The organism is Pseudomonas sp. AC463 (genome assembly GCF_979253585.1).
This window is the reverse complement of sequence record NZ_CEEDDZ010000012.1, coordinates 148,101-164,789: the sequence shown is the minus strand read 5'-3', so window position 1 is coordinate 164,789 and position 16,689 is coordinate 148,101. Positions and strand designations below refer to the sequence as shown.

General features: G+C 63.1%; 14 protein-coding genes. 11 read left to right on the top strand and 3 right to left on the bottom strand.

Annotated features, from left to right (window positions below; translation table 11 throughout):
- Positions 1-3 precede the first annotated feature (3 nt).
- The 10 genes from AC0IYH_RS16995 to AC0IYH_RS16950 are packed head-to-tail and all read left to right on the top strand — an operon-like array spanning position 4 to position 13,011.
- The gene (locus tag AC0IYH_RS16995) at positions 4-2,436 is read left to right on the top strand and encodes an AAA family ATPase (protein WP_471835281.1); all 2,433 of its coding nucleotides are present in this window, start codon (positions 4-6) and stop codon (positions 2,434-2,436) included.
- Positions 2,433-3,965: a sigma-54 interaction domain-containing protein gene (locus AC0IYH_RS16990; RefSeq protein WP_471835279.1), complete on the top strand. Its 1,533-nt coding sequence runs from the start codon at positions 2,433-2,435 to the stop codon at positions 3,963-3,965. The genes AC0IYH_RS16995 and AC0IYH_RS16990 overlap by 4 nt, the downstream gene beginning before the upstream one ends.
- 42 nt (positions 3,966-4,007) lie before the next feature.
- Entirely contained in the window at positions 4,008-4,139 is a 132-nt protein-coding gene (locus AC0IYH_RS16985; RefSeq protein ID WP_116628959.1) for a type VI secretion protein, read from the top strand.
- Between the two features lie 16 nt (positions 4,140-4,155).
- Positions 4,156-5,328, top strand: coding sequence for a type VI secretion system-associated FHA domain protein TagH (gene tagH, locus AC0IYH_RS16980; protein WP_471835277.1), 1,173 nt, complete (start codon positions 4,156-4,158; stop codon positions 5,326-5,328).
- Positions 5,329-5,333: 5 nt separating this feature from the next.
- Complete coding sequence (gene tssJ / locus AC0IYH_RS16975) at positions 5,334-5,819, top strand: type VI secretion system lipoprotein TssJ (protein WP_116628961.1); 486 nt, start codon at positions 5,334-5,336, stop codon at positions 5,817-5,819.
- Position 5,820: 1 nt separating this feature from the next.
- Positions 5,821-7,149, top strand: a complete 1,329-nt coding sequence (gene tssK / locus AC0IYH_RS16970; protein ID WP_116628962.1) for a type VI secretion system baseplate subunit TssK — start codon at positions 5,821-5,823, stop codon at positions 7,147-7,149.
- Between the two features lie 5 nt (positions 7,150-7,154).
- Positions 7,155-8,018, top strand: coding sequence for a type IVB secretion system protein IcmH/DotU (icmH, locus tag AC0IYH_RS16965; RefSeq protein ID WP_471835274.1), 864 nt, complete (start codon positions 7,155-7,157; stop codon positions 8,016-8,018).
- 15 nt (positions 8,019-8,033) lie between these two features.
- Positions 8,034-11,420 carry a type VI secretion system membrane subunit TssM gene (tssM, locus tag AC0IYH_RS16960; RefSeq protein ID WP_471835272.1) on the top strand — a complete coding sequence of 1,129 codons (3,387 nt, stop codon included), beginning with the start codon at positions 8,034-8,036 and terminating at the stop codon, positions 11,418-11,420.
- A complete protein-coding gene (locus AC0IYH_RS16955) occupies positions 11,417-12,145 on the top strand; it encodes a PP2C family protein-serine/threonine phosphatase (protein WP_241092247.1) in 729 nt (242 codons plus the stop codon). The genes tssM and AC0IYH_RS16955 overlap by 4 nt, the downstream gene beginning before the upstream one ends.
- Before the next feature lie 23 nt (positions 12,146-12,168).
- Entirely contained in the window at positions 12,169-13,011 is an 843-nt protein-coding gene (locus tag AC0IYH_RS16950) for a serine/threonine-protein kinase (protein WP_471835355.1), read from the top strand.
- 8 nt (positions 13,012-13,019) lie between these two features.
- On the opposite strand, the gene AC0IYH_RS16945 is transcribed toward AC0IYH_RS16950, so the two are convergent.
- Together AC0IYH_RS16945 and AC0IYH_RS16940 are read right to left on the bottom strand one after the other, a co-directional pair.
- The gene (locus tag AC0IYH_RS16945) at positions 13,020-13,349 is read right to left on the bottom strand and encodes a DUF6388 family protein (RefSeq protein WP_116628966.1); all 330 of its coding nucleotides are present in this window, start codon (positions 13,347-13,349) and stop codon (positions 13,020-13,022) included.
- A 24-nt stretch (positions 13,350-13,373) separates the two neighbouring features.
- The gene (locus AC0IYH_RS16940; protein ID WP_277420871.1) at positions 13,374-13,508 is read right to left on the bottom strand and encodes a hypothetical protein; all 135 of its coding nucleotides are present in this window, start codon (positions 13,506-13,508) and stop codon (positions 13,374-13,376) included.
- A gap of 271 nt (positions 13,509-13,779) precedes the next feature.
- On the opposite strand from AC0IYH_RS16940, the gene AC0IYH_RS16935 reads away from it, so the two are divergent.
- Entirely contained in the window at positions 13,780-15,855 is a 2,076-nt protein-coding gene (locus AC0IYH_RS16935; RefSeq protein WP_471835271.1) for a PTS sugar transporter subunit IIC/EAL domain-containing protein, read from the top strand.
- On the opposite strand, the gene AC0IYH_RS16930 is transcribed toward AC0IYH_RS16935, so the two are convergent.
- Entirely contained in the window at positions 15,852-16,685 is an 834-nt protein-coding gene (locus tag AC0IYH_RS16930) for a metal-dependent hydrolase (protein ID WP_471835269.1), read from the bottom strand. The genes AC0IYH_RS16935 and AC0IYH_RS16930 overlap by 4 nt on opposite strands.
- Positions 16,686-16,689: the final 4 nt, after the last annotated feature.

The window sequence follows — 16,689 nt, the reverse complement described above, 5'->3', positions numbered from 1 at the left end:
GTTATGATGAATGTGGATCTGCAACAACTGATCCAGACGTTGACCGTCCAGGCGCGTCGAGATCTTGAACGCTCTGCCGAGCGCTGTGTGACCCGGGGCGGTAGGGAAGTCCTGGTCGAAGACCTGGTGCTGGCCTTGCTCGAACACCACGACGGCCTGCTGGTGCGGGCACTGGCAGACGCGGGCGTCGAGGCGGGTGAGCTGCAAGCTGTATTGCAGCCCAAGGGCGAGGCGAGCGAGTCGCGCAATCCGGTGTTTTCCCAGGCGCTTGTGCAATGGCTGCAACAAGCGTTGATGGTTGCCCATCTTGAGCTGAAGCAAACCGAGGTTGATCACGGCGCACTTTTGCTGGCGCTGTTGCGTCATCCGTTGCACCACGCAGGCAGTGGTTATCAGGGGGTGTTGAGCCGCTTGAACGTGGAGCGCGTGCACGAGTTTTTGTTGAGTCAGGTGCCCCGGAGTACCCCAGTGGCGAGTGGCGAATCGTTGCTGGAGCGCTTTACTCATGACCTGACCCGCCAGGCCCATGAAGGGCGTATCGACCCGGTGTTGTGCCGCGATGGGGAGATCCGCCAACTGATCGACATACTCGTACGCCGTCGCAAGAATAATCCGATTCTGGTCGGCGAAGCCGGCGTGGGTAAAACCGCGGTAGTGGAAGGGCTTGCCCTGCTTATTGCTGGTGCACAGGTACCCGAACCGCTCAAGGACGTCCGCCTCCTGACCCTGGATATGGGCCTGCTGCAGGCCGGAGCGAGCATCAAGGGCGAATTCGAACGGCGCCTCAAAGGCGTGATCGATGAGGTCAAGCTATCTGCAAAACCGGTGATCCTGTTTATCGACGAGGCACATACGTTGGTGGGGGCGGGTGCCCAGGCGGGCGCGTCCGATGCTGCCAACCTGCTCAAGCCCGCCCTGGCTCGCGGCGAGTTGCGCACCATCGCCGCCACCACGTGGTCCGAATACAAGAAATACTTCGAAAAAGACCCCGCATTGGCGCGGCGTTTCCAGCCGGTGAAGGTGCCCGAGCCCAGCGTTGAACAGGCGGTATCGATCCTGCGCGGGCTGGTGGCGGTGTATGAGCGCAGCCATGGCGTGTATGTGCGTGACGATGCGGTCGTTGCCGCGGCGCAGATGAGCGCCCGTTACCTCGCCGGGCGGCAGTTGCCCGACAAGGCAGTGGACGTGCTGGATACCGCCTGCGCCCGTGTGCGAACTAACCGAGATACACCGCCCGAGGCGTTGCAACGGCTGCATGCCGAACAGGCGGAGGGCGCGCGTCAGTGCCGGGCCTTGACTCGTGATCGGGACGCCGGGCTACCGGCGGATGCGCCCGCCTTGCACGCGTTGAGCCTGCGCATGGCTGCGGTTGAGGGCGAGCGTCAGGTCCTGGAGCAACGCTGGCTTGAACAGCGCGCGGTGGAACAGCCTGTGTGCCCGCGCCTGGTGGCGGAGGTCATCAGCGGCTGGACCGGTATCCCGGTTGAACAGCTGGCCCTTGAGCGCAGTGAACGGGTGCTGGGTTTTGCCGATGCGCTGCGCTTGCGCATCCTTGGGCAGGAGCAGGCGGTGCAAGCTCTTGATCGCAACCTGCGCGCGGTCGCCAGTGGGCTCAACAAGGCCGATGCCCCAGTCGGCGTATTTCTGCTGGTGGGCCCAAGTGGCGTGGGCAAGACCGAGACAGCCCTTGCCCTCGGTGACCTGCTGTACGGCGGCGAGCGGTTTGTCACCACCCTCAACATGTCGGAGTTCCAGGAAAAACACGCGCTGTCCCGGTTGATTGGCGCCCCACCCGGTTATATCGGCTATGGCGAGGGCGGGGTGCTGACAGAGGCCGTACGCCAACGTCCGTATTCGGTGGTACTGCTCGACGAGGTCGAGAAGGCCGATCCGGAAGTGTTGAACCTGTTCTATCAGATTTTCGACAAGGGCCTGGCCAACGATGGGGAAGGGCGGGAAATCGACTTTCGCAACACGCTGATCCTGATGACCTCCAACCTCGGCAGCGAGCGCATCGGCGAACTCTGCGCAGGCGCGAGGCGACCGGCTGTGCAGCTGCTGCAGGAGGCAATCCACCCACTGCTGCGCGACCATTTCAAGCCGGCACTGCTGGCGCGGATGCGAGTGGTACCGTATTACCCGATCACCGGTGAAATCCTGCATGGGATGGCCAGGCTCAAGCTGGAACGCCTCGGGCAACGGTTGCTGTTACGCAAGCTTGCGTTCAGCTACAGCCCCGAGCTGGTTGTGCACATGGCCGAGCGCTGTGCGCACAGTGACAGCGGCGCCCGCTACATCGATCAGTGGATCGAGACCCACTTGCTGGCGCAGTTGGCGGACTGGCTGCTGGATGCCATGGCCAGCGGCGAGTCGCTGTCGCAGGTACATGCCGGCCTCGATGGCAACGGCGATCCCACCTGTGAGTTCAGCCAATGACGGATAACCTGTTTACCCCGTTGCCCCATCCGCTGGCTTACGCGGATGCGTTGCTGGGCTGGTTCACCCGCCTGGGCGCCGAGGACGAGGCAGGTGCTGTGCCGCCGCTGTGTGTGGCAGCGGTGGCGCAATTGAGCCAGTGCGAACTCAGCCAGTTGTATCGGTGCGATGCGGCCACAGGCCGACTCGACCTTATTGCCCAGTTCCTGCCCGGGGCGCTGCCGGTCGGCGAGCCGGTGGCAGGCGCGGACTTCCAGCATGAGCAGATGTTGCACTATGTCCTCGCCCATCGCAGCCCCCTCAGCCTGGATGACCTGGAGAACAGCCCTTATGAATGCGGTTTTCTGCCAGCAATGGCCAAGCCTTGGCGCTCGTTGTCGTGCGTGCCGTTGTTCAACCGGCAAAAGACCCTCGCGGGGGTTTTGCTGCTTGCCAGCCAGCGCCCCAAACCCTTGCAGGACTACGCCGCTTCCCTGGCCCGGTTGGGCAGCTTTGCCTTGACTCAACTGGCGTTGTTGGGAGGTATGCGCCCCGCTCTCAGCAGCGTCGAGCCTTTGTGCGGCGCGCCGGTCAGCCGTGCGGCATTTGGGTTGATCGGCAGCAGCACGGCCATGGACGAAACCTACCGCCTGATCAGCAAGATCCTCAATACCCCTTACACCGTGCTGCTGCGCGGCGAGACGGGTACCGGCAAGGAAGTGGTGGCGCGGGCGATCCATACCGCAGGGCCGCGCAGCGCCAAGGCCTTCGTGGTGCAAAACTGTGCAGCCTTCCCCGAAGGGTTGCTGGAAAGCGAATTGTTCGGCTATCGCAAAGGTGCATTCACCGGTGCCGAACGCAACCATGCCGGGCTGTTCGATGCTGCTCACGGCGGTACGTTGCTGCTGGACGAAATTGGCGATATGCCGCTGTCGCTGCAGGCCAAGTTGCTACGGGTTTTGCAGGAAGGTGAAATTCGTCCGTTGGGCGCCAGTACGGCGCACAAGGTCGACGTACGCATTATCGCTGCGACCCACCGCGACCTGGCCGCAATGGTGGCCCAGGGCAGTTTCCGCGAAGACCTTTATTACCGCCTGGCGCAATTCCCCATTGAGCTTCCGGCCTTGCGCGAGCGCGACGGCGATGTGTTGTTGCTGGCGCGGCATTTTGCTCAGGAGGCTTGTGTGGCCCTGGGCCGCGTACCGGTGGGCTGGTCCAGTGCGGCGTTGGATCAACTCTCGAGCCATGGTTTCCCCGGCAATGTGCGCGAACTCAAGTGCCTGGTGGAGCGGGCTGTCCTGCTCTGCGATGACGCGCTGATCCTGCCGGTGCACCTCTCGTTGGCGCCGGCGCCCGCCACTGAAGCGGTCGATGCCACCTTGCGGCAACGCCTGGAGCGGGTGGAGCGGGTGTTCCTGATCGACTGCCTGCACAAGAACCGTGGCAATCGAACCCGCACCGCGCGTGAGTTGGGCGTTGCGCGCCGCACGCTGCTCTACCGCCTGTCGCACTTAAAGATCCCCCTTGGCGATGTTCGCGAGGGGGGCTGAATGACGCGCGCGTGGACACCTTATTTTCCTGGGAGATACCTGATGTTTTTTCGTCCGTGGCACGCCGTGCTGCTTGTGCTGTGTTTGCTGGGTGGCTGTAACGCCAATTACGTGTTTGATGATGCTGACTACCGACCCTTGGGTGACCCCCAGGCGCCCCGTCGCGGCCAGTGAACAGGGGAGCCCTGCGATGCAATTAATCTTTGAAGTGTGTGACTGCGCGCCTGGTGAGCCATCGGCGCGCAAGGTCTTTGATGGCGTCGGCGGCGTCATCGGCCGTGGGATGGGGTGTGACTGGATCATCCCCGATCCCCGGCGCCTGGTTTCCAGCCACCATGGCCTGGTCAGCTACCGGGACGGCCGCTACTTTCTGACCGATATCAGCAGCAATGGCATTGGTGTCTCAGGCAGTGCGGAACGCCTGCGTAAAGGCCAGGCCCGCTTGATCAGTGACGGTGAGGTGTACCAACTCGGTTCGATGGATATCCGTGCCCGAGTGTTGACGCATGAGCGGCATCGATTCGCCCCCGGTGACACGATTCCCGATGATGCATTTCTGGGGCTTGACCCCCTTGAGGCACTGGATCACGAACAACGACGCGGCGAATCATCGCCAGCACTGGACGCGTTGAACACGTCGGCGCATGCGAGCGACCAGTCCCTGTATCACGCGACGGTGGACCGCGACCATGTGGTCGTCCCGGAGTGGGCCGAGCCGGTCCGCGAGGGGGCGCCTGCTGCTCCCGTCGCGGCTGCGCCGTCAGCCCCCGAAACCTTCTGGTCACAGTTCGGCGAAGCGCTGGGCATGGGCCTGGACACGTTTGATATGTCGGCTCGCGAAGCCCTGGCGATCAAGGTGGCGGGCCTGTTCAGGCAAACCGTCGAAGGTTTGCAGCAAAGCCTTAGAACCCGCGACGAACTGAACAGCGAGGTGGGCCTGGGTTGGAGTACCTCGGCACTCAGCAGCCCGAACCCATTGAAGGATTGCGTCGATACCCAAGTGGCCTTGACGTCACTGCTGGCGGCCGACGCGTCGGGCCCGCTTTGCGCCGAACGGGCGGTCGCCCAGGCGTGTCGGGACTTGCAGGTCCATCAACTGGCCCTGGTGGTGGCCTGCCGTGCTGCTGTGCGCAGCGCGCTGGCGGCCTTTGCCCCAGGCCATCTGTTGCTCTGCTTCGAGCGCGAGGGCAAGCCGCGCCGGTTCGCTGGCGACGGTGCCCATTGGCGTGCGTACCAGCGTCACTACCGCCGGTTGAATGACGACGCGTCCCTGAGCGAGCAGCTGTTGCGCGACGATTTTGCCAGAGCCTACGAGGAGCAGGTGCGCCTGGTCTCCACCCTGCACGCCGCCTACCCGGGATGATGTTCATGTATCGAATCACCGTTGCATCAATGCTGGTAGCGCTGGGCCTGTTGGTCGGTTGCAGCAGCCTTTCACCGTTTTCGTCCCTGACCAAGCTGGACCTGACATTGACGGCCAGTGACGAGGTCAACCCGGACCTGCATGGCCGCCCCTCGCCCGTGGTAGTGCGCCTGCTTGAGCTGCGCCACCCCGTGGCCTTCGAGAACGCCGACTTTTTCAGCCTCTATGCACGGGCCGAGCAAACGCTGCCCAAGGATTGGGTCAGCAGCGAAGAACTGGAGATGCGCCCCGGCGACCGGCTGGCGTTCAAGCTCAGTGTCGAACCGCAAAGCCGTTATGTCGGTGTGCTGGCGGCTTACCGCGATCTGCCCCAGGTTCAATGGCGGCTGGTGCTGCCGGTCACCGCCGGGCAGCGCACACAAGCCAACCTGGTACTGGACCAGACCGGTATTCGCATTGCCGACCCGGACACCCGCAAGGCGGAGGATTGAAATGCAAGCCCATAACGTCATCTGGCAGGAAGGCATGCTGTTGCGCCCCCAGCACTTGCAGCACAACGACCGCTACTACCATCAGCAACTCAACCGCAGTCGCCTTCTGGGCAGCGACGCCTGGGGGTTTCTGACCCTTGAAGTCGACGTGCAGTACCTCAACCTGGGTAAGGTGGTGGTCACCCAGGCCAGCGGCGTGTTACCGGACGGCAGCCTGTTCGAGCTGAGCGGCGCGATGGAGCCGCTGGTGCTGCAGGTACCCGTTAACGCCGGGGGGCAGGCCGTCTACCTGGCATTGCCGTTGGCCACCGAGCATCAGGTTGAAGCGCGCCGGCCGGAACAGAGCGACGTGCTCGCGCGCTATGTGGCGTATGAAACCGAAATTGGCGATTCCAACGCTGGTGCCGACTCCCGTTGCCAGGTCAACTGCGCGCGCCCGGATCTACGCTTGGTAGTGGGCGAGCATCCCAATGACCCCTACTACGTGAAACTGCAGCTTGCCCAGGTGCTGGAGTCGACCCGTGAAGGCGGGGTGAAGCTGGATTCGGATTTCGTGCCGACGTTTATCTACCTCCAGGGTTCGGGGTATGTGTCGTCGTGTGTCAAGGAAGTGACCAGCCTGCTGGCCACCCGTGGCGATGCGATTGCCGCGCGCATCCAAGGCACCGGCACGTCTGCTGGGGCGCAGGTCGGCGACCTGCTGATGCTGCAACTGATCAACCGTGTCGAACTGACGTTGCGTCACTACCTGAGCCAGGCCCAGGTGCGCCCGGAAGCCGTGTTTCGGGCGCTGCTGTCGGTGCTCGGCGAATTGTCGACGTTCGCCACCGACAACAAACGCGCGCAACTTGCGGTGCATTACCAGCATGGTGATCAGGGCGCGAGCTTTCGCGGGTTGATGGGCGGCATTCGCACCGTGCTGTCGTTGGTGCTGGAGCAGCACGCCATTGAATTGCCGCTGCAGCAGCGCCAGTACGGCGTGCTGGTCTGCCCGGTAAGTGATCTGAAACTGCTCGGAGCGGCGACGTTCATTCTCGCAGCAACCGCGCAGTGTGACTCCGAAGAGCTGCGCCATCGCCTGCCGGCGCATCTCAAGATCGGCACCGTGGAGCGCATCCGCGAGCTGGTCAACCTGCATCTCGCGGGTATCAGGGTCAAGCCACTGCCGGTGGCGCCGCGACAGATTCCATTCCACGCCGGCAAAACCTATTTCATGCTCGAACTCAGTGCCCGTGACATCACGCAGCTGGAGCAATCGGGTGGTTTTGCCTTCCATGCCAGCGGCGAATTTGCCGAGCTGCAACTCAACTTCTGGGCTATCAGGAACTGAACGCCATGACCATGGACAGTGAATACGCGCAGGACGAGAAAACCGTGCTGCTTGACCGTGACGGGTTCGCCCCGGCGCAGGGCGCGGTGACTGACTTCCCGTCGCCGCCGCGGTTCGAGCAGCTGGAAGACCGCATGATCTACACCGCCCGATTGCAGGGCGCGCACAGCTTCAACATGGGCCCCAACATCCTGGTGGCGGCGGCCTGGGAACTCTTGTCGCAGGTGGTCCAGCTCAAGTCCAGTTCCGGTCGTGAAAACCTGCAGGCGCTCAATGACCGGTTGTCATCCGGCATTACCACATTTGAAGCCCAGGCCCAGCACCAGGGGGCCGAGGCGGGGCAGGTGATGTCGGCGCGTTACGTGTTGTGCAGCGTGATTGACGAGGCAGTGGTGACCACGGCGTGGGGCAGTCGCAGCGATTGGCCCAGGACCAGCCTGTTGAGCCGCTTTCACAACGAGACCTTTGGCGGCGAAAAGGTCTTCCAGTTGCTGGAGCGTCTGTCCCGCGATCCCGTCAAACACGTGGCCATGCTGGAGCTGATGTACCTGTGCCTGGCGATGGGGTTTGAAGGCAAATACCGCGTCATGGAGCGCGGCGGGGTGCAACTCGAAGGGGTACGCGATGCCTTGTACCGACAGATCAGGCATGTGCGCGGCGACCGGCTGTCGATGACTGCGCCACCAGGCCCGGGCAAGACGCGGCGTACCCGCATACGCAATCTTTCCGTCACGTGGGTGGTCATTCTCGGACTGGCCTGTGTGCTGGCGATTTACTCAGGGTTTGCCTGGGTATTGAGCAACGAGCGCATGACGGTGCTGCAACCTTTTCAACCTTTGGCGTCGGACCAGGCTCAGACGCCCTTGTAACGCTGGGAGCAATGAATGAACGCATTCTTCAAGGGCGCGGGCACGATGCTGCGCAAAATTTGGGTATGGAGCCTGTTGCTGGTGTTATCCAGCGCGTTGCTGGTGTGGTTTTTCGGGCCGTTGCTGGCGGTGGATGACTATCGATTCTGGCAAAGTGCAACGGCCCGTTTGCTGACCATCAGCGGCCTGTTCCTGCTGTGGGGGTTGGCGATGGTGGTCGTGGGCGCGCGTCGTACCGCGCGGCTCGACCAACCTGAACACCAGGCGCAGCATCAACGCCAAAGCCTGGTCAACGACGAACAACGGCAGGTACGGGGGCGGTTCAAGGAAGCGCTGCAGACCCTGAAAACCTCACGCCGCTACGGTGAACGAAGCGAGCGTTGGCGCAGCGAGTTGCCGTGGTACTTGTTGATTGGGCAGCAGGGCAGTGGCAAGACGCGGTTGTTGGCGGCCAGCGGCTTGCAGTTCCCGCTCGACCGGGTCGAGGCGTTACCTGCGGGCGCAACCGCTTACTGTGACTGGTATTTCGCCGACGAAGCGGTACTGGTAGAGACTGCCGGGCGTTACCTGGTGCAGCCTGACCGAGCGGTGGACGCCGCGGGGTGGACCACCTTGCTCGGGCTGCTCAAGTCGTGGCGCCGGATGCGCCCGCTCAATGGCGTGGTGGTGACGCTGTCGGTGGAGACGCTGCTGGCCGGTAACGAACATGACTTGGAACTCCACGCGCGGCATGTGCACAGCCGCTTGCAGGACATCCAGCAGACGCTGCATGTGGATGTGCCGGTGTATCTGGTATTGACCCAGGCTGACCGGTTGGCCGGGTTCGCCGAGTTCTTTGACACGCAGCAGGGTGACGGCGCCGAGGAAGTGCTGGGAGGGCGTCTGGTCGTGGGCAAGGTCGACGCCGAAACTGCCCAGGTGCGCGAGGCCTTCGAGGCGTTGCTGCAACGCCTGGGGGTGGAGTTGATTCCGCGCCTGCACCAGGAACGCAACGTCGAGCGCCGTGGCCGCATGCTCGACTTCCCGCGCCAGGCAGCGGGTATCGGTGAGCGCTTGTGCCTGTTTGTCGAGTCGGCGTTTTCTGCCCATCGCTATCAGCGTATCAACGGTTTGCGAGGGTTTTACCTGACGAGTACGAAGGCCGGTGATACTGGCGCGCAGTTCGTCCAGGGCTTGTTCAGCCGGGTGATTTTTGCCGAGGCCGACCTTGCCGGCCTGCAGACGCCAGAGCGCCAACGCCTGCGGCGCCGCCAGGGGCTGTTGGCGCTGGCTGCCACGTTGGTCATCGGGACTGCGGCGGGGCTATGGGCGCACAGCTATTCGTTCAATCATCAACGGTTGGTGCAACTGCAGGCATTGATCAACCCCCAGCCGCCGGCTCAACCCGGTGCGGACGCGCTCCTGGCGCTGTTGCCGGCGCTGGACAACCGCCTGGCAGCCACCCGGGTGTTTGCGCCAGAGGCGCAGGTACGTTGGGTGGATCGGGCCGGTTTGTATCAGGGCGAGGTGAGTCGCCCGTCGCTGGCGAACGCCTATGAAGACAGCCTGCGCCAGCAGTTGCTGCCGCAGGTGCAAACGCTGCTCGAAGAACAGGTTCGCGCCCACCTTGGCGACCGTGGACGGCTGTTGGATACCTTGCGTGCGTACCTGATGCTCAACCTTCGCGAACGTCGCGACAACACCTGGTTGGCGGAGCACATGGCGGGCCTCTGGTCCACACGTTTTGCTGCGGATACCTCGGCGCAAAGCCGTTTGAGCAACCACCTTGCGCGCTTGCTGGAGCAGCCGTTCGTGGCGCCTTTGAATGATGCCTTGGTGGCCCAGGCTCGGCAGGTGCTGCGCGGGGAGTCGTTGGCCGAGGTGGTTTATCGGACGCTGCGCGAACAAGCCCGCAGCCTGGAGCCTTTTCGCCTGGCAGAGGGGCAGGTGTTTTCGCGGATTGAACCGCCCATCCCGGGTTTCTACACCAAGAAATATCTGCAGTATTTCGAAACGCAGGGCCCGCGTCTGGTCAACGATATTGCCCAGGACAACTGGGTGCTTGGGGAAGGCACTGACCTCAGCGCCATGGATTTGCGCCGCTTGATGCAGGAACTGGAACAGCGCTATTTCAGTGATTACGCCGAGGCCTGGAGCCAGGCCCTGGGCCGCGTCCGGTTGCAGGAAAGTGACAGCCTGGAGCAGGGGGCCGACCGCCTTGCGGGTTTGACGTCGGCCCAGTCAGCCTTGGTGCAATTGCTGCAACAGATTCGTGAAAACACCCGGCTGGTACCCACCCAGGGCCGGCTGGAGGCGCTGGGCCAGCAGGCCGGCGAAGTCGGCGAGGCCGGTGTGGCGGCCGTCGGCGCGTTGATCAAGCAGTTGCCGGGCCAGGCGGCGCCGGATGGTGCTCGCCGAGCGTTACAGCGTCGCTTCGAACCCTTGCATCAATTGCTCGATGAAGAACAGAACCCCGGCGCCGACTTGACCCAGGCAATGCGCGTGCTTGATGAGTTGCATCTGCAATTGCTCGCGCTGAACCGCGAAAGTCCCCCTGAGCAGGCCGCGTTCAGGCTGGTCAAGGCGCGCATGGAGGGCCAGCAGCCTGTATTGAGCAACCTGCGCAATGCCGCTGCGCGCTTGCCGTTGCCGCTCAAGGGCTGGTTCGAAGGGATCGCCGACGACACCTGGCGCCAGTTGCTCGATGACGCTTATGTGCATGTGAACCAGCGTTACCAAAGTGAGGTGTATGGTTTCTACAACAAGGCGATCCAGCGGCGTTATCCGTTCGAGGCGCATGCGCCAAGTGATGTCGCCCTCGGGGATTTCCAGGCGTTTTTCAAACCTCAGGGCGCCATGGCGCGCTTTTATGAGGCGTACCTGCGACCGTTTGTCAGCGCCGAAGGCAACCGCTATCGATTGCGTGCCCTGGATGGCCGCAGCTTGCCGATGTCGCGCGTGCTGCTGGAGCAACTGACCAAGGCCCAGACCATTCGCCAAGGGTTCTTCACCGAGGACCAGGGCGAGTGGGCCGTGCGCTTTACGCTGGCGCCCTACAGCCTGGATCAGGCGGTCAGCCGGTCGATCCTGCAAGTGGGCGATCAGCAACTGGAATACCGGCATGGCCCGATCGTGCCTATGGCCTTTCAGTGGCCCAGCGATACGGGCAACGGGCGTAGCAGCCTGGTGCTGGAGCGCAGTGCAGAGCAGCGGCCGCTGGGTATCGAGAAAAACAGCGGCGACTGGTCGTTGTTCCGCTTCTTTGACCTGATGCAGAGCGAGGCGGCAAGCGGCCGCGATGCGTACATCCTCAAGGCTGACCTCGCCGGCCTGCGGGCCAATTACCTGCTCACCAGCCAACGCAACCCCAGCCCGTTCCAGATGGCGACATGGCGCACCTTCCGCCTGCCGGAGCAGCTGTGAGCCAGCTACGCCTGTGGCGCAGTGCCGGGCGCACGCTGCAAGGCACGCGGCGGGCGCGCAACGAAGACGCGTTCCTCGATTGCCCGCAGCGCGGCTGTTGGGCCGTGGCCGATGGAATGGGCGGGCACCAGGCGGGGGATGTCGCCAGCCAATCGGTGGTCAGCAGCCTGGCCGCATTGCCTGGCGGCGGTGATTTCGATCAACGCATCGAGGCCGTTCGCCGCTGCCTGCGCGGGCTGGACACTCGACTGGGCCTGGGGCAGCTGCAGCCCGGCGACCGCCTGGCGGGCATCATGGGCAGTACCGTGGTTGCGCTGTTGCTGGAGGATCGCCGCGCAGCGTGCATTTGGGCGGGGGATAGCCGCTGTTATCTGTGGCGACGGCAGCGTCTGTACCAGCTGTCGCGTGACCATTCCCTGCAGCAGCAACTGATGGACCAGCAGCAGTTGAGCCTGGAGCAGGCCCGGGCGCACCCGAGTGCCAAGGCCTTGACCCGCGCGATTGGCGCGCCGCAGCCCCTGAGCCTTGAGGTATTGGAGTTGAGTGTCCACCCCGGGGACGTATTTTTGTTGTGCAGCGACGGTCTTTACCAAGGCCTCAGCCATCGCGAACTGGGAATCGCCATGAGCGTGGGAACGCCCAGGCAGGTGGTGGACCGGTTGTTTGCCAGCGTGCTGCACGGGCCGGCGCGGGACGACCTGACGGCCGTGGTGATTCAGAAATGAGCGCGCGCAATGAGGCACCCGCCATGACCCCGGCGGCGAGCCCGCCGACGCTGCTTGGCGGGCGCTATCGGCTGGAGCGGATACTTGGCACGGGTGGCATGGGCGTGGTCTATCGGGCCCGGGACCTGCTGCATGAAGCCTTCGGCGAACCCGATGCCAGTGTGGCGCTGAAGCTGTTGGGTGCAACGTTTGCCGCGTCTCCCGACGCCCATGTGTTGCTGTACAGCGAATTTGCCCTGACCCGTAGCGTGCAGCACCCGCATGTGGTGCGAGCGTTTTCCTTCGACGTCGATATCGAGCACCAGCTGGCGTTCTTCACCATGGAACTGATGCATGGCATGACCCTGGATCGTTTGCTCATGGAATGCCCGCAAGGGTTGCCCTGGCACGAGTTGCAGCCGCTGGCCTTGCAGCTCCTCGATGCACTGGCCTGCACCCATCGGCAAGGCGTGCTCCATGGCGATATAAAACCCGCCAATCTGCTGCTGGGCGAGCAAGGGCTACGGTTGTTCGATTTTGGCCTGGGTCATGCGCAGGCACAGGCGGCGGCCGGGTTACCGGGCCTGAGCCGCAACCGCTTGAACGCCTGGACGCCTGCGTATGCGGCGCCGGAGCTGATAGCCGGCGGGGCGCTGTCGGCCAGCGCCGACCTGTATGGCGCAGCCTGCGTGCTGTACGAATTGGCTCAAGGCGGGCGCCCCGGAGAGCCGTCGCCTAACCAGGCATTGCCCAGGCCGCGTCAGTTGCCCAGGCACCGTTGGCCGGCGTTGCGTTCGGCCTTGGTCCGGGACCCGGAACACCGATGCATTACCGTCGCCGAGCTGCGCGAAGCACTGGGCGAACCGCGACGCCGCTGGTTCCTTTAGCCCAGGGCTCAGCGGGGCAAATCATGCAACTCGCAATACTCTTCCCAACTCAAGCCGGCCATCTGCGCCACTTCCCTATGCACTTCAAGGCGCTGGGCTGCAAACGCTGCGGGGGATTCAGCGGTCAGCTTGAGCGTCAGTTCCCAGGCAAACAGGCCTTGGCGTTCGGCGTGGGCTTCGAAGGCTTCATGCAGCCGTTCGGCGCGGTACTGTGCCAGAGTCTCGCCACGGGCCTGGGCGGCCAGCGGGTTCAGGCTGTCGAGTTCGCTGGCCACCTCGGGATGTTCAGTGAGGAAGCGGTCCAGCGCGAGTTGGTGGTTATCGCCAGGTGGTGACAAATGTGTACTCCAGATTCAGTGGGCTCAGGCGCGGTTTGTGGCCTTGCGACGCGCGCGTTTGCGCAGGCGCCGGTCGATCCCGGCGCGTATCGGCTTGAGCAAAAACAATAACAGATAGGCACCCAGTACCCAGGCCAGTTCCAGCGAGCTGTTTTGCATATCGAGGTGGCCTCCATGGCGGTTCCTGACGGTAGGGTTCGGGTGCGTCTTAACCCGCCGATAGTACTTATTGAAGCAGATTCAAGCAGTGGCCCAGGTCAGAAAATCCAACTATTTGGAGAAACAGGCGAATCATCTGTCATCCATTGCTGAAAATTCACTGTGGCAGGTGGCAAAAGGCTTTCGCTCCCGGTGCCAGGACGTGTAGCGTTAGCCCCGGTGTTTCCGACCCTGCCTACCAAGGCAGAGTGCGATGGGCAGAGGGACGGTCATGGCGCAAACGCTGTTCAAGCTTTTCTTTACGCAACGCCTGGCCGCCTTGGCCAGCACCGAATCGTTGCGCGCGATCCGCGAGGGGCTGTTGTGGATCCTGCCGTGCCTGTTGGTGTCGGCGGGTTTTCTGATCCTGTCCGAATTCGCCCGGGTGCTGGGCTTCGACCCTGCGGTGGTGACCTTTCTGGCCGGGCTGCACAACCAGATCAGTTCGGTGATCCCGTTGCTGGTGGCGGCTTCGATTGGCTACATGTTGGCGATCCAGTATCGCTTGCCGCAATTGCCGGTGGCGTTCCTGTGCCTGGCCCATGTGGTGGTGGCGACGTTTATTCTGCGTGAATACCCAAGGGCGTCGGCGACCTTCGTGCTGTTTATCGCCATTGCGTCGCCGCTGCTGAATGTGCCGGCCATCGCCTGGTTGCACCGTTACCGTTGGACCCGGCTGGTCAATGAGGACCTTGTGGGGCAAAACCTGCGGGGCACGATCAACATGGTGGTGCCTGGGGCCATCACTGCGCTGGCGCTGGTGGTGGTGCTGTCGCTGCTGTTGCAGGTGCCTTACGTGGCGCAGTTGCAGGGGCCGCAGGTGCTGGGCGCGCTGGATTCGCCCTATGGCAGCGGGCTGTTTGTGACGCTGATGAATTCGCTGTTGTGGTTTTTCGGGATCCACGGCGTGTACGCGATGCAACCGTTGTTCGATGTGCTGGATCAGGCGGTGGTGCTCAACGGTGCGGCGCTGGCGGCGGGTGAGCCGATCAAATACCTGTTGAACAGCGGCTTGCTGGGCAGCTTCGCGTTTATCGGCGGGTCGGGCGGGGCGTTGTGCCTGTTGCTGGCGATCCTGCTGTTTTCCAAGAGCCAGCCCATGCGCCTGCTGGCGATCGCCAGTTTGCCGCTGTCGCTGTTCAACGTCAGCGAGGTGCTGCTGTTCGGTTTGCCGATCATTCTCAACCCGCGTCTGTTTATCCCGTTTCTACTGGTGCCGGCGATCAACGCCATGCTCGCGTTGACGGTGGTGCAGATGGGTTGGGTGTCGCCGGCGGTGGCCAGTGTGCCGTTTACTTCGCCGGTGCTGCTCAATGCTTACCTGAGTACCCACGGTGACCTGGCGGCCGTGGCGCTGCAAGTGGCGCTGCTGGGCCTGGGCACCCTGGTGTATGCGCCTTACGTGCGAGCGATCCATCGCCAGGCCACCGAGGGCGGCACGGTTTACCTCAAGTCCCTGGACATGACCTTCCGTGGCCTTGAAGAAAAGGGCCGGCTGCGCGAGCTGGACCCGGTGCTCGCCTCCCACAAGGCGTTGGCGCGCCAGGCCACCGAAATGAGCCGTATCCAGCAGATCAGCGACTATGAGTTTTACCTCGAATTCCAGCCGCAGGTGTCGACCCGCACCGGGCTGTGCACCGGCTGTGAAGCCTTGATGCGCGCTCGCGATGCCCACGGCACGGTGCATTCGCCCTGGGAATTCCTGCAGTGGCTGGCCCAGGCGCGGTTGATGCCGGATGTGGATGTGTGGGTGGCGTCCGAGGCGGTTCGCCAATACCTGAAGTGGCAGAAACTCGGCTTTGCCTTGCCGATGACCATCAATATCTCCAGCGCCACCCTGACCGACGCCGCCTATGGCGAGCGCCTGGTGGAAATCCTGGCCCAGGCCCATGGGCAGGTGTCGGTGGAGATCACCGAAGACGCGCTGGTCAGCGACAGCCAGGCCACGCGCCGGATCATCCAGAAGCTGCAAGCGATCGGCGCCAAGGTGTATATCGATGACTTTGGCACCGGCTTTTCGGCCTTGAGTTACCTGCATCAATTCCCGGTGGACTTTATCAAGATCGACCGCAGTTTCGTGGTGGCCCAGCACGACCCCAAGGGCGCCCAGGTGATGACCGGCATCCTGCGCTTTTGCGAGGCGCTGAACCTGGGCGTGGTGGTGGAGGGCGTGGAAACCGCCGAGCAGTTGGCCTTCCTCAATACCGGCGCCGAGTTGATTATCCAGGGCTGGTATTTCAGCAAGGCGCTGCCGGGCGATCAGGTGCAAGGCTTCGTGCGTGAACGCGCGGCGCTGGCGCAGGCTTAGTAGCTGCGCCGGGTCTGTTCGATGTCGGCCACCAGGCTGTCGATGCGTGCCAGGCGCGCGCGGTTGTCGTGGTCCCAGGGGTGGAAGCTGGGTCTGAAGTAGTCCAGCCACGGCCGCAGCATTCGTGGGAAAACGCCCTTTGGGCCATACAGAAATTTCAGCATGCGCCAGAAGCCTTTGAGGTGCCCACCCGATTTGCGGTCGGCAATCAGCAGGCGCAGGTGGAAGTCCAGCACCACCAGCCAGAAGAACACCGTGGTGGTCAGCATGGTGCCGGTGCGCAGCAGGTAGCGCTTGGGTCCGGGCTCTATCACCGTGTTCCACACATCAAAGGCCACGGCCTTGTGTTCGGTTTCTTCGAGGGCGTGCCAGTACCACATTTGCTGGTAACCCTTGAGCGAATCGCCGAAGCGCGACGGGTCGCTCAACAGGATTTCCGCGAGCATCGCCGTGTAGTGTTCCAGGGCGATGGTGATCGCCAGGTTGAACGATGGCGCGAAGTGTTTTTTCTGCAGGTCGAGGATGAATTTCAGCCGCCGATCCAGCGTATGCGCGGGCAGGCCGGCGGCTTGCAGCAGGTCGTTGTAGGCCACGTGTTCACGGCTGTGCATGGCCTCCTGGCCGATAAAACCCTGGATCTCTTTTTTCAATTCGGGATCGTCGATGCGCTGGCGGTAGTGGCGCACGCTGTCCATGAAAAACAGCTCGCCCTGGGGAAACAACAGCGACAGCGCGTTGAAGAAATGCGTGATGAACGGACCCTGCTCGTGCCAATTCTTGATGCGTTCGGCGGGCAGGTCGAAATGAATGTCGCGGCGAATCGGCAACATAGTG